This is a genomic window from Streptomyces sp. NPDC056480, from assembly GCF_042795405.1.
Classification (GTDB): Bacteria; Actinomycetota; Actinomycetes; order Streptomycetales; family Streptomycetaceae; genus Streptomyces.
Genome location: NZ_JBHTSA010000007.1, coordinates 1 through 26,727, shown reverse-complemented (window position 1 = coordinate 26,727; position 26,727 = coordinate 1). Strand labels below are relative to the sequence as shown.

The window sequence follows — 26,727 nt, the reverse complement described above, 5'->3', positions numbered from 1 at the left end:
CAGGATGTCCGCGCTCCGCACCCGCTGGGAAAGGACCCCTCACCATGGCTCGTGCCATCACTCTGATCCGCTCCACCGCCCTGTCCGACGTCGCCGAATACGCCTACGCCGCCACGGCACCCGCCGAGTCCCGCCTGATCTTCCTCGCCGGGGCGTGTCCCCTGAACGACGACGGCTCGACGGCGGCGGTCGGGGACTACGCGGGTCAGGCGTCGAAAGCCGTCGAGAACATGCGGGTCGCTCTCGCCGCCGCCGGTGCGTCGCTCCAGGACGTCATCAGCACCCGGGTCCTCGTCGCATCGGCCCGTCAGAAGGATCTGGTCGCTGCTTGGGAGGTCGTCCGCGACGCGTTCGGCGACCACGACGTCCCCAGCACCTTGATGGGCGTCACCGTGCTCGGCTACAAGGACCAGCTCGTCGAGATCGAGGCCGTCGCCGCCGTACTCGATCAGTGAGAATCGGTGAGACCCGCTGACGCGTCGCGGTGGCCGGCCAGGCACCCGGGCGGGCAGGAGGGCGGGCAGCGGCGGGCGGGCAGCAGTGCTTCGTTGGTACCTTTCGTTTGTCGAGTGAAAGTAAACGACTTCATTCACGACGAGAGGGGTGGGCGGTGCTGACGGAAGAGCGGCGTGAGGCGATCCTGCGCATGGTGGAGCGCCGGGGAACGGTCACGGTCAAGGACGTGGCGGCGGAGACCGGTGTCTCCGCCGTGACGGTCCGGCAGGACGTACGGGACCTGGCCGGCCGCGGTCTCCTCGTCCGCGTGCACGGCGGCGCAATGTCCCTCGCGGCGGCCCAGCAGACTCCCGCCTCCGGCACCGCGGCACCACGCCCCGCAGCCCACCGGGACTGCGTACTGGGGCTGGTCGTTCCGCCCGGGGACTACTACTACCCCGAGATCATCCGCGGGGTGCGGGAGGCCGCTCGCGCACACGGGGTGCGTGTCGTGCTCGCGGTCTCCGGTGAGACGCTGGCGGACAACCAGGAGCAGGCACGGCGGCTCGTCGCGGCGGGGGCCGACGGTCTGCTGCTGATGCCGCGCGCCGGGCTCGAGCCCGCGGACGGGGCCGAGCAGTGGCCCGCGGACCTCGACGTACCGGTGGTGCTCGTGGACCGGCGGGCCGGCCCGGAGTCCGGCCGACTGGAACAGGTCGCGTCCGACCATGCCCATGGTGCCGGTCTGGCCGTCCGCCATCTCGCCGGCCTCGGGCACGGGCGCATCGCCCTGGCGGCCCGGGCCGAGAGCCCCAACACGCCTTTGATCCGCGAGGGTTACCTGGCCGCCTGCCAGGCCCTGGGACTGCCCGCCGGCCCGGAGTACCGGGTCGGGCCGAGCGACGGACCGTCGGCCACGGAGTGGTTCGAGGCTCTCGCGACAGCGGTCGAGGCGGGTGACGTCCGGGCGGCCCTGGTGCACAACGACCTCGACGCCGTCACGCTGGTCGGCCTCCTCCAGGCGCGCGGCCTGCGCGTTCCGGAGGACCTCGCCATCGTGACGTACGACGACGAGGTCGCCGAGCTCAGCGATGTGCCGCTCACCGCCGTGGCGCCGCCCAAGAGGGCCGTGGGGGCCTGGGCGGTCGATCTGATGCGGCGCCGGCTCGCCGATCCGGGCGCCCCGCTGGCCGAGTTGCTGCTCCGCCCGGAGCTGCGGGTCCGGGAGTCCAGTGGCGCCGCTCAGGGGGGCGACCGGCATCACCCGTAAGGCCCGTCGCAGTCTCGTGCACACTACTTCACTTTCACTTACTTTCACTTTCCAGCATATGAAGCCGAAAGCATTGACGAAGCATGAGGGCTGTCGAATGATTCCGTTCGACGCCCCAGCGAACGATCGGTGCACATCATGCTTCGCAGAACCAAAGCCGCCCTGGCCTGCTCCGCAGCCCTCGCCCTGCTCGTGACCGGCTGCGGAGGGACCGGTCAGGACGACTCCCCCGGCACGGGGAGGAAGACCGGCAAGGTCACGTTCTGGTCCTTCGTCAAGGGTTCCGATCAGGTGGCCGCCGCCTTCAACCGCAGCCACCCGGACATCGAGGTGACGTTCGAAACGGTCCCGTCGGGTCAGGAGTACTACTCCAAGCTCACCAACGCCGTGAAGGCCGGCACCGCGCCCGACGTCGCCGTCGTCGAGTACCCGCAGCTCCCGGAGTTCGCGGCCCAGGGCAAGATCGAGGACCTGAGCGCGACCCTCGGCCCGGTGGTCAAGGAGCGGTTCCCCGAAGCGGTACGGCAGTTGGTCGACCTCGGCGGCAGCACATGGGCGGTCCCGCGTGACGCGGCCCCCCTCGTGCTGATGTACCGCAAGGACTTCTTCGCCCGGCACAAGATCGCCGTGCCCACCACATGGAGCTCCTACCGGGACATGACCCAGCAGGTGCGGAAGGCCGACCCCGGAGCCCGCGGCGGTGTCCTCTTCACCGACAACCCCGGGCTGCTGACCGCGCTCGCCTGGCAGGCCGGCGGCCAGTGGTTCAGCGCCGGGAAGGACTCCTGGAAGGTCACGCTCGACGACGGCCCGTCGAACAAGGCCGCCGCCTACTGGGGCGACCTCGCCCGCGAGGACCTCGTCCGCTCCTTGAGCTCGCTCGACCCGTTCTGGACGAGCGTCCAGAAGAACCGGACCGTCGCCTACGTCTGCGCCAGCTGGTGCGCCGGAGCGCACCAGGCGACCGTCCCCGACCAGAAGGGCAAGTGGGCCCTGGCGCCCGTGCCCACCTGGGACGGCAGGCCGGCCTCGGCCATGTACGGAGGTTCCTCCTTCGTCATCCCGAAGGGCTCCGACAACAGCGGCGCCGCCGCGGAGTTCATCCGCTGGATCACCACCGATCCCGAGGGCATGAAGGCGTGGGTCTCCTCCGGCACCAGCAGCATGTTCCCCGCCGACCCGGCGCTCGTTCCCGTCACCAGGGCCGCGTTCGGGACCGCGTACTACGGCGGCCAGGACGTCTACGCCGTCGGGAAGGCCTCGTACGAGGCGATCCGGCCGGGCTGGACCTGGGGCCCGGTCATGGGGACCACCAACACCGCCCTCGTCGACGAGCTTCCCAAGGTCGCCGACGGCACGGCGTCGCTGCCCGCCGTCCTCTCCCTCGCCGAGCGGACCACCGTCGCGCAGATGAGGCAGCGGGGCATGAAGGTCACCGCTCCGTAGGAGCCCCGTGGTCGGGCACTCCGGCGCAGGCCGCCCCGGCGGGCGCCCGCCGGCTCTCCCGAACGGACCTCCCGATCAGTCCAGCCCCACCTCGAAAGGGCCGTCATGGCGACCCCCTCCACCCTCGGACAGCGCAGGACCGCCGCGCTGCTCCTCTCACCCTTCCTCGGCCTCTTCGCGGCCGTCACCCTCGCCCCGCTGTTGTACGCGGCCTGGCTGAGCCTGTTCACCACCCGCACCTCCGGCCTCGGGTTCGGCGGCACCGAGAGTGTGTTCGCCGGCTGGGACAACTACGTACGCGCCCTGTCCGATCCGGAGTTCCGTGACGGATTCCTCGTGGTCGCCGCGTACTGCGCCGTCTACATCCCCGTGATGATCGGCGGGGCACTGGCCCTCGCCCTGCTCCTGGACACCGGCCTGGCCAAGGCCCGTTCCTTCTTCCAGCTGGCGTTGTTCCTGCCGCACGCGGTGCCGGGACTGATCGCCGCGCTGATCTGGGTGTACCTCTACACGCCCGGCCTCAGTCCCGTGATCGACCTCCTCGAATCCGGCGGGATCCACCTGAGTTTCCTGTCGGCCGACAACGCCGTCCTCTCCGCCGCCAACATCGCCGTGTGGGAGTGGACCGGCTACAACATGGTCATCTTCTACGCGGCCCTCCAGGCCGTGCCCCGCGAGACCCTGGACGCCGCCCGCGTCGACGGCGCCGGCGCCGTACGGACGGCCCTGTCCGTCAAGGTCCCGATGATCCGCCCCGCGGTGGCCCTCGCCGTCCTGTTCACCGTCATCGGGTCGATCCAGCTCTTCACGGAGCCGAAGGTCATCTACAACGCCTCCAGCGCGATCGGCAGCAGCTGGACCCCCAACATGTACGTCCAGACCGCCGCCTTCCAGAACGACGACTTCGGCCTGGCGGCAGCGGCTTCGCTGCTCATCGCCCTGTTCGCCGCCGCGCTGTCGTTCGTCGTCACCCGTATCTCACGCCGCGGGAGCAAGCCGTGACCACGTCCTCCGTCCTTCCTCTCCCGACTGCCCCCGAGCCCTCGACGACGCTCCCGCCCGGGCCGGTCCCGCTCCCCCACCGGCCGGGACGTGCCCCGCGAAGGCCCTCGGCGCTGCTGTCCAAGGCCGGTGTCACCGCGCTCCTCGCCCTCGCCACCCTCTACACCCTGCTGCCGCTGACCTGGCTCCTGCTGTCGTCCACCAAGAGCCGTGAGGACCTCTTCGGCACGAACGGCTTCGCACTCGGGAACGAGGTCCGCCTCGCGGAGAACCTGGAGCACCTCTTCACCGCCGACGGGGGCGTCTACCTGCGCTGGGTGGGCAACACCGTGGTGTACGCGGGTGTCGGAGCGCTGCTGGCGGCGATGTTCAGCGTGGCGGCCGGTTACGCCTTCGACAAACTGGCCTTCCCCGGCAAGGAACGGCTGTTCTCGCTCGTGCTGCTGGGCGTGATGGTGCCCGGCACGGCGCTGGCGATCCCGCTGTACCTGCTCGCCGCCGAAGCGGGGCTCGTCAACACCTTCTGGAGCGTGTTCGTTCCCGGACTGGTCTTCCCCTTCGGCGTGTACCTGGCGCGGGTCTTCAGCGCCGCCTACGTACCGGACGAGGTGCTGGAGGCGGCACGGATGGACGGCGCCGGCGAGTTCCGGGCGTTCCTCCGCATCGCCTTCCCGATGCTGGCCCCGGGCTTCGTCACCATCTTCCTCTTCCAGTTCACCCAGATCTGGAACAGCTTCTTCCTGCCCCTGGTGATGCTGTCCGATCAGGACCTGTATCCGGTCAACCTCGGGCTGTACGTGTGGTATTCGTCCGCGCTCTCCCAAGGCCACCCCGAGGACTACCTGCTGGCCGTCGTCGGCTCGCTGGTGTCCGTGGCCCCGCTGATCGCCGTCTTCCTGATGCTGCAGCGGTTCTGGAAGTCCGGCATGACCGCCGGCGCCGTCAAGTAGGCCGTCACCGTGACGAACCAGAGGAACCCGAGGAACTCGCCCATGCCCCCGAGCACGAGCACGACCGGCACCACAGCCGCCGGCACCACGGCCGCCAGCACCACGGCCGGCGACGCCACGGCCACCGGTGCGGCCGGCACCACGACACCCCCTCGTCCCCGAGCCCTGTTCGCCATGGGCCGGCGCCACCGGGACGCTCTGTTCCCGGCGTCCGAGACCGCACGCCTCAGGGCGTACGTCGACCTCGACCCGGACCATGTGGTCGAGGACTTCTCCCGGGCACCGGGGCTGGAGACCGTGGAACTCCTGATCACCTCCTGGGGGTGTCCTCCCCTCGACGCCGACGTCCTGGACCGCGCGCCGGCCCTCAGGGCGGTCGTGCACGCGGCGGGCAGCGTCAAGCACCATGTGACGCAGGCCTGCTGGGACCGCGGGCTCGCGGTGACCTCGGCGGCCGCGGCCAACGCCGTTCCCGTCGCCGAGTACACCGTGGCCGCGATCCTCTTCGCCAACAAGCGGGTCCTGGAGATCGGCGGCCTGTACCGCGACCGGCGCTCCCCGCTCGACTGGTCACGGCTCTTCCCCGGGTTCGGCAACTACCGCCGCACCGTGGGAATCGTCGGTGCCTCGCTCGTCGGCCGCAAGGTGCTCGAACTGCTGCGGCCCTACGACCTCGACCTCCTCCTCGCCGACCCCCACGTCGACGCGGCACGGGCCGCGACGCTCGGGGCGCGGCACGTGGCGCTCGACGAGCTGGTCGCCGCGTCGGACGTCGTCTCCCTGCACGCCCCCGCGCTGCCCGACACCCGCCATCTGATGGACGCGCGCCGACTGTCCCTCCTGCGGGACGGCGCCACGCTCGTCAACACGGCGCGGGGCTCGCTCGTCGACACCGACGCCCTCACCGTGGAGGCCACGGCCGGACGCATCCACGCGGTCATCGACGTCACCGAGCCCGAGGTACTGCCCACGGCCTCGCCGCTCTACTCCCTGCCGAACGTCCTGCTCACACCGCACATCGCGGGCTCGCTGGGCGGTGAGCTCCGCCGGATCGCCGCCGGCGCGCTCGACGAGGTCGAGCGGTACTGCGCCGGACGGCCGTTCGTCCACGCCGTCCACCAGGCAGCACTCGCCACGTCGGCCTGATCCCGGGCCCTCCGCCCCTCCCTCCATGTCCCGCACGACGACCCAAGGAGTCCCCCATGCAGCACTCTCCGTCGATGGACAGGCGTCAGCTGCTCCGCGCAGGCGGCGCCCTCGGCCTGGGCGCGGCGGCCGCGCCGCTGCTCGGCGCGCCCGCGCAGGCGGCGCCGCCCCGCCCCCGTACGACCGTCACCGATCTCGGGCCCGCCATCGAGCAGTTCGCCCTCATGAGCGGGATCCTCGTCGGTGACACCGTCTACATCGGCTCGCGGAACCTCACCCCCACCCGGCTGATCGCCTTCCGTCTTCCGACCCGCAGGGTCGTGGCCCGTACCGACCTGGGGACGGGCCACTCGGTCCAGGCCCTCGCCGTGGACCCGTCGGGCAGGTACCTGTACGCCGGTGTCCTGGCCAAGGCCGACGAGGGCGGGCCGAACCTCTTCCGCTGGGACCTGACCACCCCCGACAGGCCCGCCGTGGGCGTCGGCCGGACCGAGGACAGGGACATCCGCGAGCTCGCCGTCGCCCCGGACGGCACCGTGTACGCCGTGGGCGGCGTGCCGGGGAAGGCGCCCGCACTGTGGATGTACGACCCCGGCACGGGACGGGTGACGAAGCTCGGCGTGCCCGACCCGAACGCCACTCTGGCCAGGGCCGTCGCGGCCACGGACACGACCGTCTTCTTCGGCGCCGGCAGCGTCCTGTCCGGCGGGGGCGGTGCGAGCAGGGCCTCGCTGTACGCCTACGACCGGGCGGCGGGCACGTTCAGCGACGTCACTCCGCCCGAGCTGGAGGGGGACCCCAGCCTGCGGGAAATCGCCGTCTTCGGCGACCGGCTCGTCGTCAGCACATCGGGATCGACGGAGGCCGCCAAGCTCGCCGTGATGGACCTGGCCGACCTCTCCTCGTACACCGTGACGCCCACCCGGGGGAAGGTGGCGAAGACCCTGACGACGGACGGCGAGCGGATCTACTTCGCCGGCGACGCCGGACTGCACGCGTACACCATGGCGACCCGGACCATCGCGCCGGTCGCGTTCGAGGGGCCCGAACTCGGGGAGATCTGGGGCCTCGACCACACCGGCGGGACACTGGCCGTCGTCTCCGGCTACGGCTTCGTCGCCGAGGTCGACATCGCGGCCGGTACGTCCACCGTCACCGACCTCGGCTCGGCGGGCGCGTCCGTCGATCCGCAGACCGTCATGGGGATCGCCGCCGACCGCCGGTACGTCTACGTCGGCGGCAACAACGTCATCGCCCGCCACGACCTGCGCACCGGCAAGGTCGTCAACCTCCGTGCTCCGGGCGAGGCGAAGGACGCCGAGGTGCTGAACGGGGTGCTCTACACCGGCCAGTACAGCGGACAGGGCATGTGGACGTACGACCCGTCGGCCGACGAACAGCCCCACCAGCTCGCGTCGTTCCCCAGCGAGCAGAACCGGCCGCTCGACGTCTGCCACGACGCGGTCAACCGTCTGCTGCTGGTCGGCGTGCAGTCCGACACCGAGGGCGGCGGCTCGTTGTGGACCTACTCGCCGAGGAAGGGCAGGAAGGCCGTATTCGTCAATCCGGTCGACGCGACCCAGCTGGTCCGTGCCGTGGCCACGCGGAACGGCATCGCGTACCTCGGGGGTGACAATCCCACCGCGCAGGGGCCGCGGGGCACGCTCGTCGCCTTCGACCCGGTCGCGGGGCGGGAGGTGTGGCGCATCGATCTTCCGTTCTCCACCGGCGTGGCGGCACTGGCGGTCCAGGAGCGGCGTCTGTTCGGCCTCACGCGGAAGGGCGGCTTCTTCGTCGTCGACCTGCCGGCCCGCCGGGTGATCCACACGGCCGACCTGCGGGGGATCTGTCCCGGCTTCGCGGCCATGGTGACCAGCCGGGGAACGGTCTACGGCGTCTCCGACACCACGCTCTTCCGCATCCACCCGAGGACCTTCGCCGTCACCACCGTCGTCCCCGAGATCAACGGTGCCTGGTACAGCGGCCCGCACGTCAACGTGGACGAACGCGGGCGGCTCTACACGATGCGCGGTCATCACCTCGTCCGCATCGAGGACATGCCCGGGATCTGACCGTGCGGCGCCTGAACGACCGGCTGCCGGGCGGGCCCGGCGTCTCGTCCCGGCAGCCGGGGCACCACCCAGGCGGAGCGCCCCTCCCCTGGGAACCCACCGACGTGAGGCACCGTGCGAGTGTTCCCATGAGACATGTGATCGCCCTCGACGTGGGCGGCACCGGAATGAAGGCGGCACTGGTCGCGCTGGACGGCGGGCTCCTGTACGAGGAGCGGCGGCCCCTCGCGCGCGGGCTCGGCCCGGCTGCCGTCGTGGAGTCGATCCTCCGGTTCGCGGGGGACCTGCGGGCCCGCGGCAGGGAGCGCCTCGGCACGATCGCGGACGCCGCGGGTGTCGCCGTCCCCGGCCTGGTGTCCGCCGAGCACGGCGGCATCGCCGTGCACTCCGCCCGCCTCGGCCGCCACGGCCGCCGCGACGTCCCGCTGCGGGAGCCGCTGCGCCACAGGCTCGACGGCATGCCGGTCGCGGTCGAGCGGAGCGCCCGCGCCGCCGGTCTCGCCGAGGGCCGCCTCGGGGCGGGGCGCGGTGCCGGCCGGTTCCTGTTCGTGTCGCTCGGCAGCGCCGTCGACGGGGTGATCGGGGTCGGCGACGGCATCGAGGCCGATGCCCGTGCCCATGGACACGCGGGCCGGATCGGGCACGTCGTCGTACGCCCCGGAGGCCCGCCGTGCGGTTGTGGTCGGCGCGGCTGTCTGGAGGCCGTGGCATCCGAGGCCGCGGTCGGCCGCGCCTGGAGCACCCTGTGCGGCGACCCCTCGGTGGGCGGCGCCGCCTGCGCCCGAGCCGTCGCGGCGGGCGACGAGGCCGCGAGCCGCGTCTGGCGGGAGGCGGTCGCCGCGCTCGCCGACGGACTGATCGCCGCGCACACCGTCCTCGACCTTCGCACACTGGTCATCGGGGGTGGACTCGCCGAGGCCGGCGAGACGCTCCTCACCCCGCTCCGGGCGGCGGTGGAGGAACGCGTCACGTTCCAGCGGACGCCCGCTGTCGTTCGGGCCGCCCTCGGTGACGGCGCCTCATGTCTGGGCGCGGGACTGCTCGCACGCGACCTGCTCACCAGGACGACGGCCCCTCGGCCCGGCCCCGTCCGGCGACTCCCGGAGGCGCACGGCGAGGCCGCCGGCCCTGTCGTCCCACGAGCCGCCGTGTCGTGCGTCGGCCCCCGGGGCCGGGACCGCTGATCTCGCTCTATACGCTGGTCAGCGCAGTAGGCGTGTCGCATGATCAGGGGGCACTGCCGTACCCCACCTCATGTGACCGGGAGTTCCGCCACCGTGCGCCGTGCCCTTTCGTCGACCGTCGTCGTCTGCAGCGTCCTTCTGTCCACCGGATGCGGGGCCGCGAAGTCCGGCGGCGGTGCGTCCGGGGCGACGCCCTCGCGCGCGACCGGCGCCACACCCACGGCGACGCCCACGGTCGCGGCCGCCGTCGACTCCACCCGTACGGTACGGGTGGCCCTCGACGCCACGGGGCGCACCACCGCCCGCACGTCGGTCAGGACGGAGCTCGGCAAGGGTTCGGTCCCCGCGTACGTCATCTCGGGCAAGGGCGCGCACGACTTCGCCGAGCACCGTGGCACCGTCAGCATCGGAATCGCGACGGCAGCCCGGTTCGAGGAGGTCCTCGCGGACGGACGCGTGTACATACGCGGCGCCGCCGGCGACGAGACCATGCCGTGGTCCTACGTCGACCGCGACGAGGTCGAGGCCCGCCACATACTGCGGGCACCCGCCAACGACCCCGAGTACACGCTGCGCCAGGCCGCCATGGGCGAGAGGTTCCAGCAGGTGGGCGAGGAGGACCTGAACGGCTCCGCCGTGACGCGGTACCGAGGTCTCCTCACCCACGAGGCGCTCACCCTGCAGATGAACAAGGAGATGCGGGCCAAGACGGACCGGCTCCGCGACCTCATGGGAGGCCTGATTCCCGCGACCGTCGACGTATGGGTCGACAGCCGGAAGCGGGCCGTGCAGGTGCGCCTGTCCATGACGATCGAAGGTGCCGCCTCCTCCGTCAACACGCTGACGCTCACCGAGCTCGGCAGGCCGGTGAAGGTCACGGTGCCTGCCGCCGAGGCGGCCGAGTCCGATGCTTCGATCCTCGGCTGACCACGCGGCCGCGGACACCGCCGGGAGGGCAGCGACATGACGGACGGGCACGAGGCGTCCTGGGCGGACTTCGGCTCGCCGGTGCTGCCCACGCGCTCGCTCGCTCGCGAGGCCGGGCGAGCGCGGCAACTCCTGGTCGCCGGCGAGTGGCGCCCGGCGGCGCCGGACTCCGGGGCGGCGACGGCGGTGCTGAAGCGCCTCGCGGCTCCGCTCCCGTCGCGGCAAGCGGCGTCCGCACGGACAACGCTCACGGATCGGGACCGGAGGCTCCAGCGCATCCTGCGCACTGCGCTCCATCATCTCGACGCCGGCGCCGTCAGCCCACGTGCGGCAGCCCTCCTGGCCGCCGTCGCCCGCGCGTTCCTGCCGTGGCACGGAGCTCCGAACCCGCCGCCCGCGGCGGCGGCCCCCAGGTACGGATCGTCGATCGGGGCGACGGGCGGCCCGTCGGTGCCGCCGACGGACGCCGGCGAGGCGCTTCTCCCCGCCCTGGTCGAGCTCTTCACCCTGCTGGCCTCCGGAAGCCGGCCCGGCACGGTTCCGGTCGGCACGGTCCCCGTCGGCACGCTTCCGGTCACTCCCCGGGTCGACCCCTGGCAGGTCCGGTACGCGGGGCGTTTCCGTCACTACGGCAGACCCGCTGCCGGCGTGTGGACGGCCGAGACCTTCGGGTGCCCCGCGTGCGCGGGTGTGACCGGCCCGTGGACGGTGGCCTGTGATGACGGCCGGATGTCGTTGGGCTGCCCGTGCGGGGTGGTGACCCGCGAACACGGCCTCGCCTTGTCCGAGGTCTGGCTGGTCCTGCCGGACAGCTGACCGGGGGCGCCGTGGATCGGGTGCGTCACGAGGTCCGCAGGGAGTGGCCCGAGGTGACCGTCTCGTGCAGCGCGGCCAGGCCGTCCCGGTAGATGCCGTGGAAGAGGGCGACGGCCTCGTCGTCGCCGACGCCGTCGGGCGTGAAGGTGCCGGTCCACTCCACACGGGCCGTGGCCTCGTCCTCTCCCGCGTGGACGCTGAGGGTGGACAGGTAGCCGGTGACGGGGAACGGCGCCTGGAGGATGGAGTAGCTGTAGCTGCGGGCCTTGTCGTCGAAGGCCTCGAGGCGTTCGACGATCACGCCGCCGTCCTCGTTGGTGAGGGTGCGGACGCGGCCTCCCTCCCCCAGGCGGCTGGTGGGGATGTAGGGCAGCCACTCCGGGAGCGAGTCGAAGCCGCCGATGAGCTGCCAGACGCTCTCCGGGGAGGCGGGGATGTCAATGGTCGCGGTCGTGGTGGCCACGGAGGTCTCCTTCGGTGCTGTGCGTGCGTGTGTGTGTGGGGGGGAGGGGAAGGTCTGTCCGGCGGTGGGGATGCAGGTCAGGCGGTGGGTGCCGACACGGGGGCGTCGCCCGCGATGAGCCCTTCGGCGCGGAGCTCGTTCCAGAACGCGGAGGGGATCGTCTCCTCCAGCGCGGCGACGTCCTCCGCGATGCGGCTGGGCTTCGTGGCCCCCGGGATCGCGGCGACGGTGGCCGGGTGGGCGAGGGAGAACTGCAGGGCGGCGGCCTTGATGCCGACGTCGTGGCGGGCGGCGACGGCCTTGATCCGCTCGACCTTGTCGACGATGGCCGCCGGCGCCTTCTGGTACTCGAAGTGGGTGCCTCCGGCGAGGATCCCCGAGCTGTAGGGGCCGCCGACGACGATGTCGACTCCCCGTTCCGCGGCCGCGGGGAGCAGGCGCTGCAGGGCCCGGCCGTGGTCGAGCAGCGTGTAGCGGCCGGCGAGGAGGAACGCGTCGGGCTTCGGCTCGTCGAGGTCGAGCGTGAGCTCCAGGGGCTCGACGCGGTTGACTCCCAGGCCCCAGGCCTTGATGACGCCCTCGTCGCGGAGCCGCTGGAGGACGCGGAAGGCGCCGGTGCGGGCGGTCTCGTACGCGGCCAGCCATGCGTCCCCGTAGAAGTCCTGCGCGACGTCGTGCACCCAGACGATGTCGAGGCGGTCGGTCCTGAGTCGCTTCAGGCTGTCCTCGATGGAACGCAGCGTGGCATCGGCGCTGTAGTCGTTGACCATCGTGTGGGGGCGTCCGTGCTCGAAGAGGCCGCCCTTCTCGCCCAGGTCGCGGGCGGCCGGGTCCTCGATCTCGTCGAGGACGAGACGGCCGACCTTGGTGCTGAGGACGAACTCGTCGCGGGGGTGCTGGGCGAGGACGTCGCCCAGGCGGCTCTCGGAGAGGCCCGCGCCGTAGAAGGGGGCGGTGTCGAAGTAGCGGATGCCCTGGGTCCAGGCGGCTTCGACGGTGGCCGCGGCCTCGTCGTCGGGGATGGCGCGGAACATGTTGCCGAGGGGGGCGGTGCCGAAGCCGAGGGTGCCGGGGAGGAGGGAGGAGATGGTCACGAAAGATCCTTTTGGCTTGGAATTGCAACGTATTGCCGATGAATGGCCGATCCGTCGACCTTGTGCTTCCGAGGTTAGGATCCCTACATGAGACTGTCCAAGACTTACTCGGGCTCACTTCAGTCCTTTGAGGTCCCACATGCTTGACCTGCGACAACTCCGCTACTTCGTGACCGTCGCCGAGACGGAGCACGTCGGAAGGGCCGCCGAACGGCTCCACATCTCCCAGTCGCCCCTCAGCCGGCAGATCGCCCAGCTCGAGAAGAACCTGGGCCTCACCCTCTTCGAGCGGAGCCAGCAACGCATTCGGCTCACCTCGGACGGCCACGTCTTCCTGACCGAGGCCCGCGCTCTGCTGCGCCACGCGGACCGGCTGGAGAACCTCGGCCGGCGACTCGGCCGGGGCGAGGAGGGCGGGCTGTGCATCGGGTACGTCGCCGACGCCATGCACACGGGAGTCCTGCCCACGGCTCTGCGCACCCTGCGCGAGGAGCGCCCGGGCATCCACGTGGCGCTGTACGACCAGGACTCGGCCGACCAGTTCGAGGGGTTGCGCCAGCGGAGCCTCGACATCGCGCTCGTCCGCACGCCACCTCCGCAGGACGATCCGGACCTGGACGCCGCGCCCCTGCTGCGGGATCCGCTGCTGCTCACGGTGCCCGCGGACCATCCCCTCGCGGGTCGGGAGGACGTGACGCCCGACGATCTGGACGGTCAGCCGTGGATCGCGGTGGGCGACTCCCACGCCCCCGGTTGGCGTGACGCGTTCGTCGCCTCGTGCACCGCCTCCGGCTTCACCCCGGACATCCGCCTCGACGCCGCCGACGCCCTCACCGCACTGGGGCTGGTCGCCTCCGGCCTCGGCCTCGCGCTCGTCCAGCGGAGCATGGTGCGCGGCTCGACCGAGGGCATCGTCGTACGGGAACTCCCCTGGTACGACGGATCGGTGCGGCTCTGGGCGGCGTGGCACCGGGTCGATCTCCGGCCGGTGGTGGCGTCCTTCCGCGCGACGGTCCTGGCGGGGACTCCGCGAGCTGAATGACGTAACGTTCCGGCGTCTCGATGTGGTGACCCTCATGGGGCCAACCGGGTGACGATCTTGGGCTGGGGAGCTCTCCGCCCCGGTCTCCGTGGCACGTTCCCTCCTATCGTGGAAGAGCACTCAACGGCGGTCGGCGCCGGGACGGGCAGGGAATGAACGATCAGCAGGTCGACTACGCGGCCGTGTTCCAGGCCCTGCCCGGCATGGTCGCGCTGCTCACGCCCGAGCTGGTGTACGTGGACGTCAACGAGGACTTCGCACGTCTCGCCGGGCGTTCCCGCGAGGAGTTGGTCGGGCGCTACATCTTCGACGCCTTCCCCGAGAACCCCGGCGACCCGGCCGCCGCCGGTATGCGGGAGACCGAGGCGTCGATGCTCCGTGTGGTCGCCACCGGCGAACGGGACACCATGGCGCTGCTCCGCTACGACATCGAGGACTCCCAGCGGCCCGGCCACTGGCAGGAGCACTTCTGGAGCCCGGTCAACGCGCCCGTGCTGGGCCCCGACGATCAGGTGGTGCTCATCGTGCACCGGGTGGAGGAGGTCACTCAGCTCATCCGTGCCCGTGGCGGTCTCGCGGGCACCACCAAGGCGGCCCGACTGGAGGCCGAGCTCTACACCCGCTCCCGGGAACTGCAGGAGGTCAACGAGCGCCTGCGCAAGGCGCACGCCCGGGAGCGCAAGGTGGCACTGGCCCTCCAGGCGGCGATGCTCCCCTCCCCCGGCCCCGTCGGACACCATCGCGCCGCCGTCCGCTACCGCCCCGCGGTGGGCGGCCTCAACGTGTGCGGCGACTGGTACGACCTCGTCGGTCTCCCCGGGGACCGTATGGCGGTGGCCGTGGGGGACGTGGTGGGCCACGGCCTCAGCGCCGCCTGTGTCATGGGACAACTGCGCAGCGCGCTGAGCGCGGCGACGCTCGTCGCCGACGGCCCGGCCCAGGCGCTCGAAGTCCTCGGTCTCTACGCCCGCTCCGTCGAGGGCGCCGAGTCGTCGACCGTGGCGACGACCTTCATCGACTGGAGCACGCACACCCTGACGTACAGCAGCGCCGGCCATCCTCCGCCCGCGCTGCTCAGCCCGGGCGGCGACGTGACCTTCCTCGACCAAGCGACCGACCCTCCGCTCGGCGCCCGCCCTGAGCACGTCTCCCGCCCCCAGGCGACCGCCGCCTTCAGCGAAGGCGCGACGCTGGTGCTGTACACCGACGGCCTGATCGAGCGCCGCACCGAGGACATCGACGCCGGCCTCGCACGGCTCGCCGAATCCCTGCGCCGGCGCAGGAGGGACAACCCCGAGGACCTCGCCGACGCCCTCCTCGCGGACCTCCTGAACACCAACGGCAACTCGGATGACACGGCGCTCGTCGTCATCCGTCTGTGAACCGATACCGCGGCCGGGCCGGCCGCCTCGCCGCGCGGGCCCGCCCGTAGCGTCCATGGCCGTGCGGCGCACCACCCCGTACGCTCAAGGTCGTGCAGCCCTCCACCGAGCCCCCTGAGCACGACCGTTCTCCCGGGACCCGTGCCGCCGGGACCCGCCGCGCCGACGGCAGGCCCCGCCGCCTGCTGGTCCTGCGCCACGCCAAGAGCGCATGGCCCGAGGGGGTCGCCGATCAGGACCGCCCCCTCGGCCCGCGCGGGCTGCGTGACGCCCCGGCCGTCGGGCGCTTCCTGGCCGAGGCCGGTGGGCTGCCCGACCTGGTCCTGTGCTCCCCGGCCCGGCGTGCCCGCCACACCTGGGAGCTGGCGGCCGCGGAGCTGGAGCGCGCTGTGCCGACCCGTCACGACCTGCGGCTGTACGGGGCGGACGGCCCGGAACTGCTCGATGTGCTCCACGGCGTGTCCGACGACGTCGGCACGTTGCTCCTGGTCGGGCACAACCCGGGTCTGGAGGACCTGATCCTCCTGCTCGCGACGGGCGCGGACGGGGCCGACGGGGCGGCCCGGGCGGCCGGTACGGCGGGCGCGGACGAGGACCTCCTGGACCGTGTGCGGACCAAGTTCCCGACGTCCGCGGTCGCCGTCCTGACCTGGTCCGGCGCCTGGACCGGGCTGCGCCCGGGTGCTGCGCTCCTGACGGAACTGGCGATTCCCCGCGGGGCCCGCGGCGCCTCCTGAGCGGGGTCCCCGACCCGCCCCCACGTCACCAGGTGCGGTCGAGCAGGTGGGTGAACAGCACGTCCAGTTCCTGTGCCGCGGAGTGCTTCAGCGGCGCCTCCCGCAGCGCGTGGCGGGCGGCGGCCAGGTGTCGGCGTGCTTGCTCCCGGGTCTCGGTCCGCCCGCCGGCCTCGTCCACGAGCGCCGCGACGTGCTCGGCGGTCTCGCCGTCGATCCGCCGTCCCGACCCGAGGAACGCCTGGAGTTCGCGTGCGGCCCTTCCTCCGCCGGCCAGGGCGACGAGGACCGGGTAGGTCTTCTTGCCCTGCCGGAGGTCCGCGTGGACGGGCTTTCCGGTGACTCCCGGGTCACCCCAGATCCCGAGGATGTCGTCCACCGCCTGGAAAGCCAGGCCGAGTCGGCGTCCGGCGCGGTCGAGCGCGCTCACGGTCCTGTCGGGGGCGCCGCCGAGGATCGCGCCGAGCGCGAGCGCACAGCCCAGCAGGGCGCCTGTCTTGTCCTCGGCCATGGACCGGTACTGTTCCGGCTCGACCGCGCCGGGCCCTGACCAAGGACGCTCCTCGAAGCGCAGGTCCTCCGCCTGTCCGGACACCAGCGCGGTCAGGGTCCCGCAGAGCTGCCGTACGGCGGCCGCCGTACGCGGGCCCGGGGTCTCCGCCAGGCTCGTCACGGCCTGGGCGAGGAGCGCGTCGCCGGCCAGGACGGCCGGGCCCGTCCCGTAGGACTTCCACACCGCGGGACGCTGCCGGCGCAGCGCGTCGGCGTCCATGATGTCGTCGTGCAGCAGGGAGAAGGTGTGCACGAGTTCGACGGCGACGGCGCCCGGGATCGCGTCGGCGCCGTCCGCGCCGACCGCCTCGGCCCCGAGCAGGGCGAGCGCCTGCCGCACCCCTTTGCCCTCGGATCCGCCGGGGTCCGGGGTGCCGGCCGTGTCGGCCCAGCCCAGCGCGTACGCCGCCATCTCTCCGGTCCAGGGGTGCAGCCGGCCCACCGCCTCCGCGAGCGCGGGCCGGACCCGGTCACGGCACCGGTCCAGAAGGGCGGTCGCCGAGGACTCGTGACCGCGGGTGGCGCTCACCACGGTCACGGCCGTGGTGCCAGGCGCGCCCGTGCGGGCGCGGACCGGCCGGGCGGATGTCGGGAGGGCGCTCACCGCAGCCCCTCCACGTCGGCCTTCCGCAGGGCTTCCGCGCCGACGGCCGGCAGCACGGGGCCGGCTTCACCCGGTCCGTCTCCGTGGTGGTCGGGCAGCGGGCCGACGCCCAGTTCGGCCGCGGCCTTGTCCACCATGTCCCGGGCGGGCCGGAGCCCGATGCGGTCGAGCGTCGTGCGGAGGTCGGTCAGTTCGGCGGCGGTGTGCGCGGCGTCGTGGCCCAGGCGGGCCTCGGCCTTGACCAGTCCCAGCCTCGACAGTGCCGTCCCCCGCGGCTCCTCCATCTCGCGGAACTCCGCCAGGGCCTGCGCGTACAGCTCGCGGGCCTGCTCGTAGCGACCCGCCCGGTACAGCACGTTGCCGCGCATCTTGTGGTTGTAGGCGAGCGCGCTGGCCAGCCGTATCTCCTTGCACGCCTCCTCCGCCCGCGACAGCAGGGACAGGGCGCGCTCCACATCGCCGTCCCGTACGGACACCACGTCGGCGATGCCCCGCAGGGCCCAGGCCCACCCGCGGCGGTCCTCGGCGCGCGACGCCGTCTCGGCCGCCTCTTCGAAGAGGGCCAGGGCCTTGTCGTAGGAGCCGGTGTTGCGATGCATCTGCGCGATGCCCTCCAGGGCCCACACCGTGTGGCGGGCCTCGCCGCGACGGCGGGCCTCGGCCAGCAGTTGCTCGTGCAGCCGTCCCACCGCCTCGTAGTCGCCCTGGATGCGTCCGGTCTCGGCGAGCCCCGCCAGCGAGTAGCCCCGTACGACGATGTCCCCGCCCCGCTCGCCGGCCTCGGCCGCGAGCCCGAGGAGCCGGTACGCCAGCCTGAGCGCACCGCGCTGGCGGGCCAGGGTGCCGCCGCTCCACAGCGCCCACGCCATGGCACCCTCGTGACCGGCCGAACGCGCCGCCCGGTAGCTCGCCTTCCACGCCCGGTCGGCCTCCTCGATCCGCCCGAGCCTGCGGCAGGCCTCGGCCACGGCGAGACCGCAGCGCGCCGCCTCCCGACGGTCCCCTGCCTCCTCGGCCGCCCGGAGTTCCCGGACGCCCCGGGCGAGCACCTCGGGCAGGGAGGCGTTCACCGACAGCGACCCCAGCGCCCCTTGGTACTCCGGCGCCGACGCCCGCGCCGGCCTCTCCGTCACCTGACCTGCCATCAGAACCTCCTCGGGTCGGCTCGACGATCAAGCCGACGCGAGGATCAAGACGGTTCTCTCGGGCCCGGGTTCCCCATCGGTCGCAAAGTCCGTCTCCGTATGGGCGCCGGATCATCCTCAAGTACTACGCGGTGATGGGAGATCGTCAGCGAGACGGACGTCGGAGCGGATGGCCGCGTGTGACGGCCGCGGCGCGGCGGCCGAAGCCGCCGGAGCCGGACTGCGGGACCGTGTCCGGTCGGCGGCCGGGCGCGGTGGTGCGCCGCGGCCGCCGCGCGCGTCAGCCGGCCGGGCACTCCTTCCACGCCAGGTGGTAGACAGTGCTGATGTCACCGTCCGTGGAGTCCATGGTCATGTAGCTGGTGGTGCTCGGGCTCGACGTGCCGGCGTTCACCCGGAGTTCGGTGTTGATGTTGAAGTTGCGCTGGACGCCGCAGGGCGCCCAGACCAGTTGTGCCCAGTCGGTGTCGTCGGTCGCCTGCCAGTTGTCCTCGTACGGGCCTCGGAAGGTGTGCGTGCGGGAGGCCGTGCTGGGCGAGCCCTGGAAGTAGTATGAGGCCTTCTCCGTGCTGCTCGCCCCGCGTTGGAGCGAGGCGTAGCCCCGGTAGTCGGCGCTGGCGATCGCGTACGTGAAGCCCTGTGGCACGTGCACCAGCAGGTTCAGCTGACAGTTTCTGCGGGCCGCCGTGGGGGACGAGCCGCCGCCCACCTGCGCGAGGTACTCGCTGTAGGTGACGGTGAAGGCCGTGTTGTCCTCGGACACGGCGATGGCGGCGGTGCCCAGGGGGCAGCCGGATCCGTTCACCGTCGCGATGTCGATGACGATCCTGTCCGGCGGCGGGTCGACGATCGACCCCGGTCCGGCCTGGGCGGGCAGGGCCGAGGCGAACAGGGCGGCGACCGCCGCGCTCACGAGCAGGGGACCTCTCATGTTTCTCCCATCCGGTGCTTCGGTTCCCGATGGGCTCGGACGTACGGGTGCGTCCGGGCCACGGGCTGGGATGCGGCGCGCCGCGCTCGAGGGCGGCGGCCGTCATGGACCTGGTGCGGTGGAGACCTGATGCGGTGAGAACTGGTGCGAGGTGCGGGAGATCGACGAGGCCGGACGTACGCAGCGGGGTAGTCCAACCGGCAACGGTTGAACTATCATGCGTATGAACTCTGTCCGACCGCCCCGCAGTTGTGAGCGGGGATGGTCGAATGCTAGGTGCCCGCGCACCTCGGGGCAGGGTGGCGCCCAGCCATTAACCGCACGTCGGACCACCCCCTTTTTGGCGTGGAAGCGCGCGTGACGCCTCTTGACCCCCGCGAAGCGGGGCTTCAGCCCCAGGCCGTGCCACTCCCCCTTCGACCGGCGGGCGTACCGGCCGAAGGGTGGGCAGGGGGACGCTCAGTCGACCGTGTGGACCAGTTGACTGGTCAGCTCGTAGCGCGCGCCGACGATCGCCAGCCGTCCCTCGCTGATCCTCGAAGCGAGGTCGGGCTCCGCCGCGAGCTGCGACCGCACGCGCCGTACCTGCGCCGAGACGGTCGCGTCGACGCGGGCGGCGCCCTCCTGCGCACGGTCGATCGCGGGTTTGATCTGGTCGGCGATGTACTGGATGTGCGCGGGAAGACGCTCACCGGTCCGGTCCGCGTGGACGGCCGCGGACACGGCGCCGCACGACTGGTGTCCGAGGACCACGACGAGCGGGATGGCAAGCTCCAGCACTCCGTACGCGACGCTGCCGAGCACCGCCTCGTCGAGGACCTCTCCGGCGGAACGCACGGTGAGCAGATCGCCCAGGCCTTGGTCGAAGACGAGTTCGGGCGCGACGCGGGAGTCGATGCAACCGAGGACGACGGCGAACGGATGCTGTCCGGAGACCATCTCCCTCCGGACGGCGAGCGACTCGTGGGGGTGTCGCTCGTGGTGGCTGCGCCAGCGCCGGTTGCCCGCGTTCAGCTCGCGCAAGGCCGCGGCGGGTGTGGTGGGCCGCGGTTTCCCGTTCGCCGGTGGTGTCGCCGATGCCGCCGGAAGGCCACCTGCCCACGCTCCTGCGGTCAGTGCCGCTCCGGTGAGGGCGGTGCGCAGCACGGTGCGGCGCGAGGAGGAGGTGGCCACGGCCGGGCCCTGGGATATGTGAGGTTCAGAAGGAGGAGTCACACCAGGAACGTACGACTCCGTGGGACCGCCCGGCCTTGCCTTGCCCAACGCGCAGAAGGTCTTTGACGACTCTTGAAGCCGCCGCACTGCCGGGGTCCCGGGGCCTTGCCGACGGCCCCGGGCGGCACGGGTGCCGCCCGGCGGGGTCCCCCGGCCCGGTCGACGCGCTTCAGGGCGAGACGCGGTCCTGGAGGGCCGACTGCCAGGCGGGGGCGGGGATCGTGGGCTTGCTCTCGGGGCGTCGGCCTCCCTGGGCGAAGAAGTCGACCAGCGGCAGCAGGGCCGCGCCGACGGTGACGGCCTCCGGGCCGAGGGTGCCGAGACCGATGCCGGTACGGCTGGCCGGGTACGTGAGCGCGTACTCCCGTGCGTAGCCGGACACGGTCTCGAGGAAGCGGGTGCCGAGCTGGAGGCCGGCCCAGCCGCCGACGAGGATGCGTTCGGGCTGGAAGAGGTTGATGAGGTCGGCGAATCCGGCGCCCAGGTACTCGGCGGTCTCCGCGAGGACGGCGAGCGCCGTGGCGTCGGGCTCCGTCCCGGGCTCCGCCGGGTAGGCGGCCGCCAGCATCGCCGTCAGCGCCGTCTCCTCGTCCGCACCGGCCGGGGGCACGCCGCCGGCCTCCCGCCACCGCTCCAGGAGGGCTTCGGATCCGGCGTACGCCTCCAGGCAGCCCTGGGCGCCGCAGCGGCAGCGGCGGCCCCGCACCCGTACCGTCAGGTGTCCCCACTCGATCGCCCGGCCCGGCCCCATCGGGTCCGTGACCACGCAGGCGCCGACGCCCGAGCCGAAGAGGACGACGACGGCGCTGCGCGCGCCCCGGCCGGCGCCGAACCACATCTCGGCCTGGCCCAGGGTCTTCGCGCCGTTGTCGATCCAGTACGGGACGGACTCGGGCAGGTCGACGGCGGCGCGGAGGAGGCGTTCGAAGGGGACGGCGTCCCAGCCGACGGTCTGGCCGTGCACGACCGCGCCGTCCTCGGCGGTGCGGGCGACGATGCCGGGCACGCCGACGCCGACACCGATGAGGCGGTCGGCGGGTACGTCCGCGATGCGCAGCACCTCGGCGATGCCCTCGCGGAGGTGGTCGACGACGAGGTCGACGTCGTAGCGGGCGGTACGGGGTCCGGAGCAGGCCAACGGGCGTTCCGTGCGGGCGAGTTCGGTGAGGGTGAGATCGAACAGCTCGATCCTGACCCGGGTTTCGCCGATGTCGACGCCGATCATGAAGCCGCTGGCGGGGGTGATGCGGACGAGGGTGCGGGGGCGACCGCCGGCGGAGTCGACGCTGCCCGCCTCCTCGACGAGGCCGTCGGCGACGAGTTCGGCGACCACGTTGCTGACGGAGCCCGAGCTGAGTCCGGTCGCGGGGCCGAGCATGAGGCGGCTCATCGGTCCGTCGAAGTACAGCCTGCGCAGAACGGCGGTGCGGTTCTCGCGCCGCAGGTCACGCACCGTGCGGCCAGTTCTCGCGTGCACTTTGGTCCCCGTCTCTGAAGTCGTTCGTTGCAACATACCCGCAGTACAAGCCTTGACGCGACCTTCTCATGGGGTTTAACTCACATCCTAAATTAAGCCGATGTTACGGCGAGGCCTCCAGCCGCCCCTCACATCGGCGATCCCCTCGTCCCCGAAAGGGCCCAGGAGCCATGCGCAGAGTCAGAGCCGCTGTCACCGGTGTCGTCACCCTCTCCCTCGCCTTCACCGCCACCGCCTGCGGCGGGGGTGAGGGGAGCGAGTCGTCGCCGAAGACCCTCACCTACTGGGCCTCCAACCAGGGCGCCAGCCTGGAGGTCGACAAGAAGGTCCTGCAGCCCGAGCTCGACCAGTTCGAGAAGGAGACCGGGATCAAGGTCAAGCTGGAGGTGATCCCGTGGTCCGACCTCCTCAACCGGATCCTCACCGCGACCACCTCCGGCCAGGGCCCCGACATCCTCAACATCGGCAACACCTGGAGCGCCTCGCTCCAGTCCACCGGCGCCCTCCTGCCGTGGGACGCGAAGAACCTGGAGGCCATCGGCGGCAAGGGCCGCTTCGTCGACTCCGCACTCGGCTCCACCGGCGTCCCCGGCAAGGACCCGGCCGCCGTCCCGCTGTACTCCATGGCCTACGCGCTCTACTACAACAAGAAGATGTTCAAGGAGGCGGGCATAGCCAAGCCGCCGACCACCTGGGACGAGGTGATCGCGGCCGGCAAGAAGCTCAGCAAGGGCGGCAACGCGGGCATCGGTGTCGAGGGCTCCAACCTCTCCAACAACATCCACCAGGTCTTCGTCCTCGGCAAGCAGCACGGCGCCGACTTCTTCACCGCCGACGGCAAGCCCGACTTCACCTCCGACGGTGCCGTCGCCGCCGTCAAGCAGTACATCGACCTGATGGCCGCGCAGAAGATCGTCGCCCCCGGCAACGCCGAGTACGCCCAGAACCAGTCCCTGAGCGACTTCGCCAAGAACAAGACCGGCATGGTCCTGTGGCAGACCCCGTCGCAGACCTTCTCCTCGCAGGGCATGGGTCCGGAGGAGTGGGGCGTGGCCCCCGCCCCGGTCCCGTCGGGCAAGCCCGGTCAGGGCGCCCAGACCAACTCGATGGTCGCCGGCATCAACCTGGCCGTCTTCAAGAACACCAAGAACCTCGACGGCGCGCTGAAGTTCGTGAAGTACATGACGAGCGACGAGGAGCAGATCGCCCTCAACAAGGCGTACGGCTCCGTCCCGCCGGTCAAGAGCGCCCAGCAGGACGCCGCCTTCGCCGACCCCTCGCTCACCGTCATCCGCGACACCCTCGCCACCAGCGCCGCGGCGCTGCCGCAGGTGCCCGAGGAGTCGCAGTTCGAGACGGTCGTGGGCACCGCGGTCAAGGAGCTGTTCGCCGACGCCGCCGCCGGCCGCCCGGTCACCACGGAGTCCGTGAAGGCCAAGCTCGAAAAGGCCCAGCAGCAGATGCCCAAGAAGTAGGCCGCCCCACCATGACCGAAACCGCCGTCGCTCACCCGACCGAGCCGGCGGTGCGCAAGGCCACACCCGGAGAGGCACGCGCACCACGCCGCTCCGGGCGTCGCCGCATCGCACTGCCCTACCTGCTGCTTCTGCCCGCCCTGCTCCTCGAACTCCTCGTGCACCTCGTGCCGATGCTCATGGGCATCGCCATGAGCTTCAAGGAGCTGACCCAGTTCTACATCCGGAACTGGGGCGAGGCTCCCTGGTCGGGCCTGGACAACTACACCGTCGCGATCGACTTCGACGCCCCCGTCGGGCAGGCGCTGCTGAAGTCCTTCCTGACGACGTGTCTGTTCACCGTCCTCTCCGTGGGGCTGTGCTGGTTCCTCGGGACGGCCGCCGCGATCTTCCTCCAGGAGAACTTCCGGGGCCGCGGCTTCCTGCGGACCCTGTTCCTCGTCCCGTACGCCCTGCCCGTGTACGCCGCCGTGATCACCTGGGCGTTCATGTTCCAGCGGGACAACGGCCTCATCAACCACGTCCTCCACGACCAGCTCGGCATCGGCGACAGCCCCGCCTTCTGGCTCATCGGCGACAACGCCTTCTACACGCTGCTCGTCGTCTCGGTGTGGAAGGGCTGGCCCTTCGCCTTCCTCACCGTCATGGCCGGACTGCAGAACATCCCCCGGGACATGTACGAGGCGGCGGCGCTCGACGGCGCCGGCGTCTGGAAGCAGATCCGGCACATCACCCTGCCGTCGCTGCGCTCGGTCAACCAGGTCCTCGTGCTCGTCCTGTTCCTGTGGACGTTCAACGACTTCAACACGCCGTTCGTGCTCTTCGGCAAGGCGGCGCCCGAGTCCGCCGACCTGATCTCGCTGCACATCTACCAGTCGTCCTTCCAGACCTGGAACTTCGGCACCGGCTCGGCCATGTCCGTGCTCCTGCTGCTCTTCCTCCTCGTCGTCACGGGCGTCTACCTCCTGCTCACCAGCCGCGGAAGGAAGACCTCAGATGTCTGAGCACGCATCCCGGCGCGCGGCTCCGCGCTCCCCCATGGCGGCGCCCCGCTCGTTCCTCTGGGCGCGCCGGATCTTCCTCACCCTGCTCACCGCGTTCGTGGTGCTGCCGGTGTACGTCATGGTCTCCAGCTCCCTGAAGCCGCTGGAGGACGTCTCGGGGAAGTTCGAGTGGTTCCCGTCCGGGCTCACGCTCCGCCCGTACGTCGACATCTGGGAGACCGTCCCGCTCGCCGACTACTTCATGAACTCGATCGTCGTCGCGGGCGCGGCCACGGTGTTCTCGGTGATGGTCGCGATCTTCGCCGCGTACGCCGTCAGCCGCTACACCTTCCGCGGCAAGCGGGTCTTCACGGTCACGGTGCTGTCCACGCAGATGTTCCCCGGCATCCTCTTCCTGCTGCCGCTCTTCCTCATCTACGTCAACATCGGCAACGCCACCGGCATCGCCCTCTTCGGCTCCCGGGAAGGCCTGATCCTCACCTATCTGACCTTCTCGCTGCCGTTCTCCATCTGGATGCTGACCGGCTACTTCGACTCGATCCCGCGCGAGCTCGACGAGGCCGCGAAGGTCGACGGCTGCGGGCCGATCAGCGCGCTGTTCCGCGTCATCGTCCCGGCCGCGTCCCCCGGCATCATCGCCGTCGCCGTCTACGCCTTCATGACCGCCTGGGGCGAGGTCCTCTTCGCCTCCGTCATGACCAACGACACCACCCGCACCCTCGCCGTCGGTCTCCAGGGGTACGCCACCCAGAACGACGTCTACTGGAACCAGGTGATGGCCGCCTCCCTCGTGGTCAGCGTCCCCGTCGTCGTCGGCTTCCTGCTCCTCCAGCGCTATCTCGTCGCCGGCCTCACCGCAGGTGCGGTCAAGTGACGTCCCTCTCCACACCCATCACGAAGAGGTTCCCCGTGTCCGAATCCACCGACTCCCGCACCACGCTCGACCTGGAGGCCTTCCCGCCGGACTTCTCCTGGGGCACCGCGACCTCCGCCTACCAGATCGAGGGCGCCGTCGCCGAGGACGGCAGGGCTCCGTCCATCTGGGACACCTTCTCCCGCGTCCCCGGCGCGATCGACAACGGCGACCACGGCGACACCGCCTGCGACCACTACCACCGCTGGCCCGAGGACGTCGCCCTGATGAAGGGCCTCGGCGCCGACGCCTACCGGCTCTCCGTCGCCTGGCCGCGCGTCCTCCCCGGCGGCGACGGACCCGTCAACGCGCCCGGACTCGACTTCTACGACCGGCTCGTCGACGGACTCCTCGACGCCGGCATCACCCCCTCCGTCACCCTCTACCACTGGGACCTGCCGCAGGCCCTCCAGGACCGGGTGACGGACAGCCGGGGCGGCTGGACCGAGCGGGCCACGGCCGAGCACCTCGCCGCCTACGCCTCCGTCGTCGCCGAACGCCTCGGCGACCGGGTCACCCAGTGGGCCACCCTCAACGAACCGCTCTGCTCCGGCTGGATCGGGCACCTGGAGGGGCGGATGGCCCCGGGCCTGACCGACCTCACCGCCGCCGTCCGCGCCTCGTACCACCTCCTGCTCGCCCACGGGCTCGCCACCCAGGCCATCCGCGCCGCCGCCCCCGGCGCCCAGGTGGGTCTGGTCACCAACCACTCGACCGTGGCGCCCGCCTCCACCCGGCCCGAGGACATCGCCGCCGCCGCCCGCGCGGACGGCCACACCAACCGCTGGTGGCTCGACCCGGTGTACGGCCGCGGCTTCCCCGCCGACATGCGCGAGCTGTACGGGGTCGACCTGCCCGAGAGGCCCGGGGACCTGGAGACCATCGCCGCCCCGCTCGACTGGCACGGCCTCAACTACTACTTCCCGGTCACCGTCGCCGACGACCCGACGGGACCCGCCCCGTACGCCCGCGAGGTACGCCTCCCCGAGGTGCCGCGCACCGGCATGGACTGGCAGATCGACGCCGGCGGCCTGGAGGCCTTCCTGCTGCGGCTCACCGAGGACTACGGCGTGCGGAAGCTGTACGTCACCGAGAACGGCTCGGCCTTCCCCGACACCGTCGGCCCCGACGGCGAGGTCCACGACCCCGAGCGCACCCGCTACCTGGAGCAGCACCTCGCGGCCTGCGCCAGCGCCCTGCGCAAGGGCGCCCCGCTCGCCGGGTACTACGCCTGGTCCCTCCTGGACAACTTCGAGTGGGCCTACGGCTACGACAAGCGCTTCGGCCTCGTCCACGTCGACTACGCCACCCAGCGCAGGACCGTGAAGACGAGCGGACGCCGCTACGCGGACATCGTCCGTGCCCACCGCGGGGCGAACGCGGGCTGACCGTAAGCCCCGTCGCGATCCTCCGGAAGGCCGCCCCGACACACCACCGGGGCGGCCGTC

The 26,727-nt window shown here is 71.9% G+C and carries 24 protein-coding genes; 17 read left to right on the top strand and 7 right to left on the bottom strand.

Annotated elements, in window-relative coordinates:
* Positions 1–44 precede the first annotated feature (44 nt).
* The 10 genes from ACFQ79_RS05600 (at position 45) to ACFQ79_RS05555 (ending at position 11,248) form a co-directional block, all read left to right on the top strand.
* The gene (locus tag ACFQ79_RS05600) at positions 45–455 is read left to right on the top strand and encodes a RidA family protein (protein ID WP_383579538.1); all 411 of its coding nucleotides are present in this window, start codon (positions 45–47) and stop codon (positions 453–455) included.
* A gap of 155 nt (positions 456–610) precedes the next feature.
* Positions 611–1,705, top strand: coding sequence for a LacI family DNA-binding transcriptional regulator (locus ACFQ79_RS05595; protein WP_383579537.1), 1,095 nt, complete (start codon positions 611–613; stop codon positions 1,703–1,705).
* Between the two features lie 138 nt (positions 1,706–1,843).
* Positions 1,844–3,151: an ABC transporter substrate-binding protein gene (locus ACFQ79_RS05590; RefSeq protein ID WP_383579536.1), complete on the top strand. Its 1,308-nt coding sequence runs from the start codon at positions 1,844–1,846 to the stop codon at positions 3,149–3,151.
* A 105-nt stretch (positions 3,152–3,256) separates the two neighbouring features.
* Positions 3,257–4,153, top strand: coding sequence for a carbohydrate ABC transporter permease (locus ACFQ79_RS05585; RefSeq protein WP_383579535.1), 897 nt, complete (start codon positions 3,257–3,259; stop codon positions 4,151–4,153).
* Entirely contained in the window at positions 4,150–5,103 is a 954-nt protein-coding gene (locus ACFQ79_RS05580) for a carbohydrate ABC transporter permease (RefSeq protein WP_383579534.1), read from the top strand. The genes ACFQ79_RS05585 and ACFQ79_RS05580 overlap by 4 nt, the downstream gene beginning before the upstream one ends.
* 174 nt (positions 5,104–5,277) lie before the next feature.
* Positions 5,278–6,249 (top strand): hydroxyacid dehydrogenase, encoded by a 972-nt coding sequence (locus ACFQ79_RS05575; RefSeq protein WP_383579641.1) that lies wholly within the window; start codon positions 5,278–5,280, stop codon positions 6,247–6,249.
* A gap of 56 nt (positions 6,250–6,305) precedes the next feature.
* A complete protein-coding gene (locus tag ACFQ79_RS05570; protein WP_383579533.1) occupies positions 6,306–8,321 on the top strand; it encodes a PQQ-binding-like beta-propeller repeat protein in 2,016 nt (671 codons plus the stop codon).
* A 128-nt stretch (positions 8,322–8,449) separates the two neighbouring features.
* Complete coding sequence (locus ACFQ79_RS05565; RefSeq protein ID WP_383579532.1) at positions 8,450–9,505, top strand: ROK family protein; 1,056 nt, start codon at positions 8,450–8,452, stop codon at positions 9,503–9,505.
* Positions 9,506–9,577: 72 nt separating this feature from the next.
* Complete coding sequence (locus tag ACFQ79_RS05560; protein WP_383579531.1) at positions 9,578–10,432, top strand: hypothetical protein; 855 nt, start codon at positions 9,578–9,580, stop codon at positions 10,430–10,432.
* Between the two features lie 36 nt (positions 10,433–10,468).
* Positions 10,469–11,248 (top strand): hypothetical protein, encoded by a 780-nt coding sequence (locus ACFQ79_RS05555; protein WP_383579530.1) that lies wholly within the window; start codon positions 10,469–10,471, stop codon positions 11,246–11,248.
* A gap of 25 nt (positions 11,249–11,273) precedes the next feature.
* Here the strand turns inward: ACFQ79_RS05555 and ACFQ79_RS05550 are convergent, their stop codons facing one another.
* On the bottom strand, positions 11,274–11,711 hold the full coding sequence (locus tag ACFQ79_RS05550; protein ID WP_383579529.1) for an SRPBCC family protein: 438 nt from the start codon (positions 11,709–11,711) through the stop codon (positions 11,274–11,276).
* 77 nt (positions 11,712–11,788) lie between these two features.
* Complete coding sequence (locus ACFQ79_RS05545) at positions 11,789–12,805, bottom strand: aldo/keto reductase (RefSeq protein WP_383579528.1); 1,017 nt, start codon at positions 12,803–12,805, stop codon at positions 11,789–11,791.
* 139 nt (positions 12,806–12,944) lie between these two features.
* Between ACFQ79_RS05545 and ACFQ79_RS05540 the strand changes: the two genes are divergently transcribed.
* From ACFQ79_RS05540 to ACFQ79_RS05530, 3 genes are all read left to right on the top strand, one after another.
* Positions 12,945–13,847, top strand: coding sequence for a LysR substrate-binding domain-containing protein (locus ACFQ79_RS05540; RefSeq protein ID WP_383579527.1), 903 nt, complete (start codon positions 12,945–12,947; stop codon positions 13,845–13,847).
* Between the two features lie 152 nt (positions 13,848–13,999).
* Positions 14,000–15,229, top strand: coding sequence for a PP2C family protein-serine/threonine phosphatase (locus ACFQ79_RS05535; RefSeq protein WP_383579526.1), 1,230 nt, complete (start codon positions 14,000–14,002; stop codon positions 15,227–15,229).
* A gap of 182 nt (positions 15,230–15,411) precedes the next feature.
* On the top strand, positions 15,412–15,966 hold the full coding sequence (locus tag ACFQ79_RS05530) for a SixA phosphatase family protein (RefSeq protein WP_383579640.1): 555 nt from the start codon (positions 15,412–15,414) through the stop codon (positions 15,964–15,966).
* A 25-nt stretch (positions 15,967–15,991) separates the two neighbouring features.
* Here ACFQ79_RS05530 and ACFQ79_RS05525 read toward each other — a convergent pair whose 3' ends face one another.
* From ACFQ79_RS05525 to ACFQ79_RS05505, 5 genes are all read right to left on the bottom strand, one after another.
* The gene (locus ACFQ79_RS05525) at positions 15,992–17,053 is read right to left on the bottom strand and encodes a polyprenyl synthetase family protein (RefSeq protein ID WP_383579638.1); all 1,062 of its coding nucleotides are present in this window, start codon (positions 17,051–17,053) and stop codon (positions 15,992–15,994) included.
* A 62-nt stretch (positions 17,054–17,115) separates the two neighbouring features.
* Complete coding sequence (locus tag ACFQ79_RS05520) at positions 17,116–18,264, bottom strand: tetratricopeptide repeat protein (protein WP_383579525.1); 1,149 nt, start codon at positions 18,262–18,264, stop codon at positions 17,116–17,118.
* A gap of 280 nt (positions 18,265–18,544) precedes the next feature.
* On the bottom strand, positions 18,545–19,195 hold the full coding sequence (locus ACFQ79_RS05515) for a DUF4360 domain-containing protein (RefSeq protein ID WP_383579524.1): 651 nt from the start codon (positions 19,193–19,195) through the stop codon (positions 18,545–18,547).
* 459 nt (positions 19,196–19,654) lie between these two features.
* Positions 19,655–20,410 (bottom strand): carbonic anhydrase, encoded by a 756-nt coding sequence (locus ACFQ79_RS05510; protein ID WP_383579523.1) that lies wholly within the window; start codon positions 20,408–20,410, stop codon positions 19,655–19,657.
* A gap of 169 nt (positions 20,411–20,579) precedes the next feature.
* Entirely contained in the window at positions 20,580–21,923 is a 1,344-nt protein-coding gene (locus ACFQ79_RS05505) for an ROK family protein (protein ID WP_383579522.1), read from the bottom strand.
* A gap of 134 nt (positions 21,924–22,057) precedes the next feature.
* On the opposite strand from ACFQ79_RS05505, the gene ACFQ79_RS05500 reads away from it, so the two are divergent.
* Genes ACFQ79_RS05500 through ACFQ79_RS05485 form a run of 4 tightly spaced genes read left to right on the top strand, consistent with a single transcriptional unit; the run spans position 22,058 to position 26,667 of the window.
* On the top strand, positions 22,058–23,362 hold the full coding sequence (locus tag ACFQ79_RS05500; RefSeq protein WP_383579521.1) for an ABC transporter substrate-binding protein: 1,305 nt from the start codon (positions 22,058–22,060) through the stop codon (positions 23,360–23,362).
* Positions 23,363–23,373: 11 nt separating this feature from the next.
* Positions 23,374–24,366 carry a carbohydrate ABC transporter permease gene (locus tag ACFQ79_RS05495; RefSeq protein ID WP_383579520.1) on the top strand — a complete coding sequence of 331 codons (993 nt, stop codon included), beginning with the start codon at positions 23,374–23,376 and terminating at the stop codon, positions 24,364–24,366.
* A 34-nt stretch (positions 24,367–24,400) separates the two neighbouring features.
* A complete protein-coding gene (locus ACFQ79_RS05490) occupies positions 24,401–25,240 on the top strand; it encodes a carbohydrate ABC transporter permease (RefSeq protein ID WP_073918348.1) in 840 nt (279 codons plus the stop codon).
* A gap of 35 nt (positions 25,241–25,275) precedes the next feature.
* The gene (locus ACFQ79_RS05485; RefSeq protein ID WP_383579519.1) at positions 25,276–26,667 is read left to right on the top strand and encodes a GH1 family beta-glucosidase; all 1,392 of its coding nucleotides are present in this window, start codon (positions 25,276–25,278) and stop codon (positions 26,665–26,667) included.
* Positions 26,668–26,727 lie beyond the last annotated feature (60 nt).

What these genes read in the sequence shown, in the direction of transcription:
- ACFQ79_RS05600 (WP_383579538.1), top strand. Translation starts at nt 45, where the DNA reads ATGGCTCGTGCCATCACTCTGATCCGCTCCACCGCCCTGTCCGACGTC.
- ACFQ79_RS05590 (WP_383579536.1), top strand. Translation starts at nt 1,844, where the DNA reads ATGCTTCGCAGAACCAAAGCCGCCCTGGCCTGCTCCGCAGCCCTCGCC.
- ACFQ79_RS05585 (WP_383579535.1), top strand. Translation starts at nt 3,257, where the DNA reads ATGGCGACCCCCTCCACCCTCGGACAGCGCAGGACCGCCGCGCTGCTC.
- ACFQ79_RS05575 (WP_383579641.1), top strand. Translation starts at nt 5,278, where the DNA reads ATGGGCCGGCGCCACCGGGACGCTCTGTTCCCGGCGTCCGAGACCGCA.
- ACFQ79_RS05570 (WP_383579533.1), top strand. Translation starts at nt 6,306, where the DNA reads ATGCAGCACTCTCCGTCGATGGACAGGCGTCAGCTGCTCCGCGCAGGC.
- ACFQ79_RS05565 (WP_383579532.1), top strand. Translation starts at nt 8,450, where the DNA reads ATGAGACATGTGATCGCCCTCGACGTGGGCGGCACCGGAATGAAGGCG.
- ACFQ79_RS05555 (WP_383579530.1), top strand. Translation starts at nt 10,469, where the DNA reads ATGACGGACGGGCACGAGGCGTCCTGGGCGGACTTCGGCTCGCCGGTG.
- ACFQ79_RS05540 (WP_383579527.1), top strand. Translation starts at nt 12,945, where the DNA reads ATGCTTGACCTGCGACAACTCCGCTACTTCGTGACCGTCGCCGAGACG.
- ACFQ79_RS05535 (WP_383579526.1), top strand. Translation starts at nt 14,000, where the DNA reads ATGAACGATCAGCAGGTCGACTACGCGGCCGTGTTCCAGGCCCTGCCC.
- ACFQ79_RS05520 (WP_383579525.1), bottom strand. Translation starts at nt 18,264, where the DNA reads ATGGCAGGTCAGGTGACGGAGAGGCCGGCGCGGGCGTCGGCGCCGGAG.
- ACFQ79_RS05515 (WP_383579524.1), bottom strand. Translation starts at nt 19,195, where the DNA reads ATGAGAGGTCCCCTGCTCGTGAGCGCGGCGGTCGCCGCCCTGTTCGCC.
- ACFQ79_RS05505 (WP_383579522.1), bottom strand. Translation starts at nt 21,923, where the DNA reads ATGTTGCAACGAACGACTTCAGAGACGGGGACCAAAGTGCACGCGAGA.
- ACFQ79_RS05500 (WP_383579521.1), top strand. Translation starts at nt 22,058, where the DNA reads ATGCGCAGAGTCAGAGCCGCTGTCACCGGTGTCGTCACCCTCTCCCTC.
- ACFQ79_RS05495 (WP_383579520.1), top strand. Translation starts at nt 23,374, where the DNA reads ATGACCGAAACCGCCGTCGCTCACCCGACCGAGCCGGCGGTGCGCAAG.
- ACFQ79_RS05490 (WP_073918348.1), top strand. Translation starts at nt 24,401, where the DNA reads ATGGCGGCGCCCCGCTCGTTCCTCTGGGCGCGCCGGATCTTCCTCACC.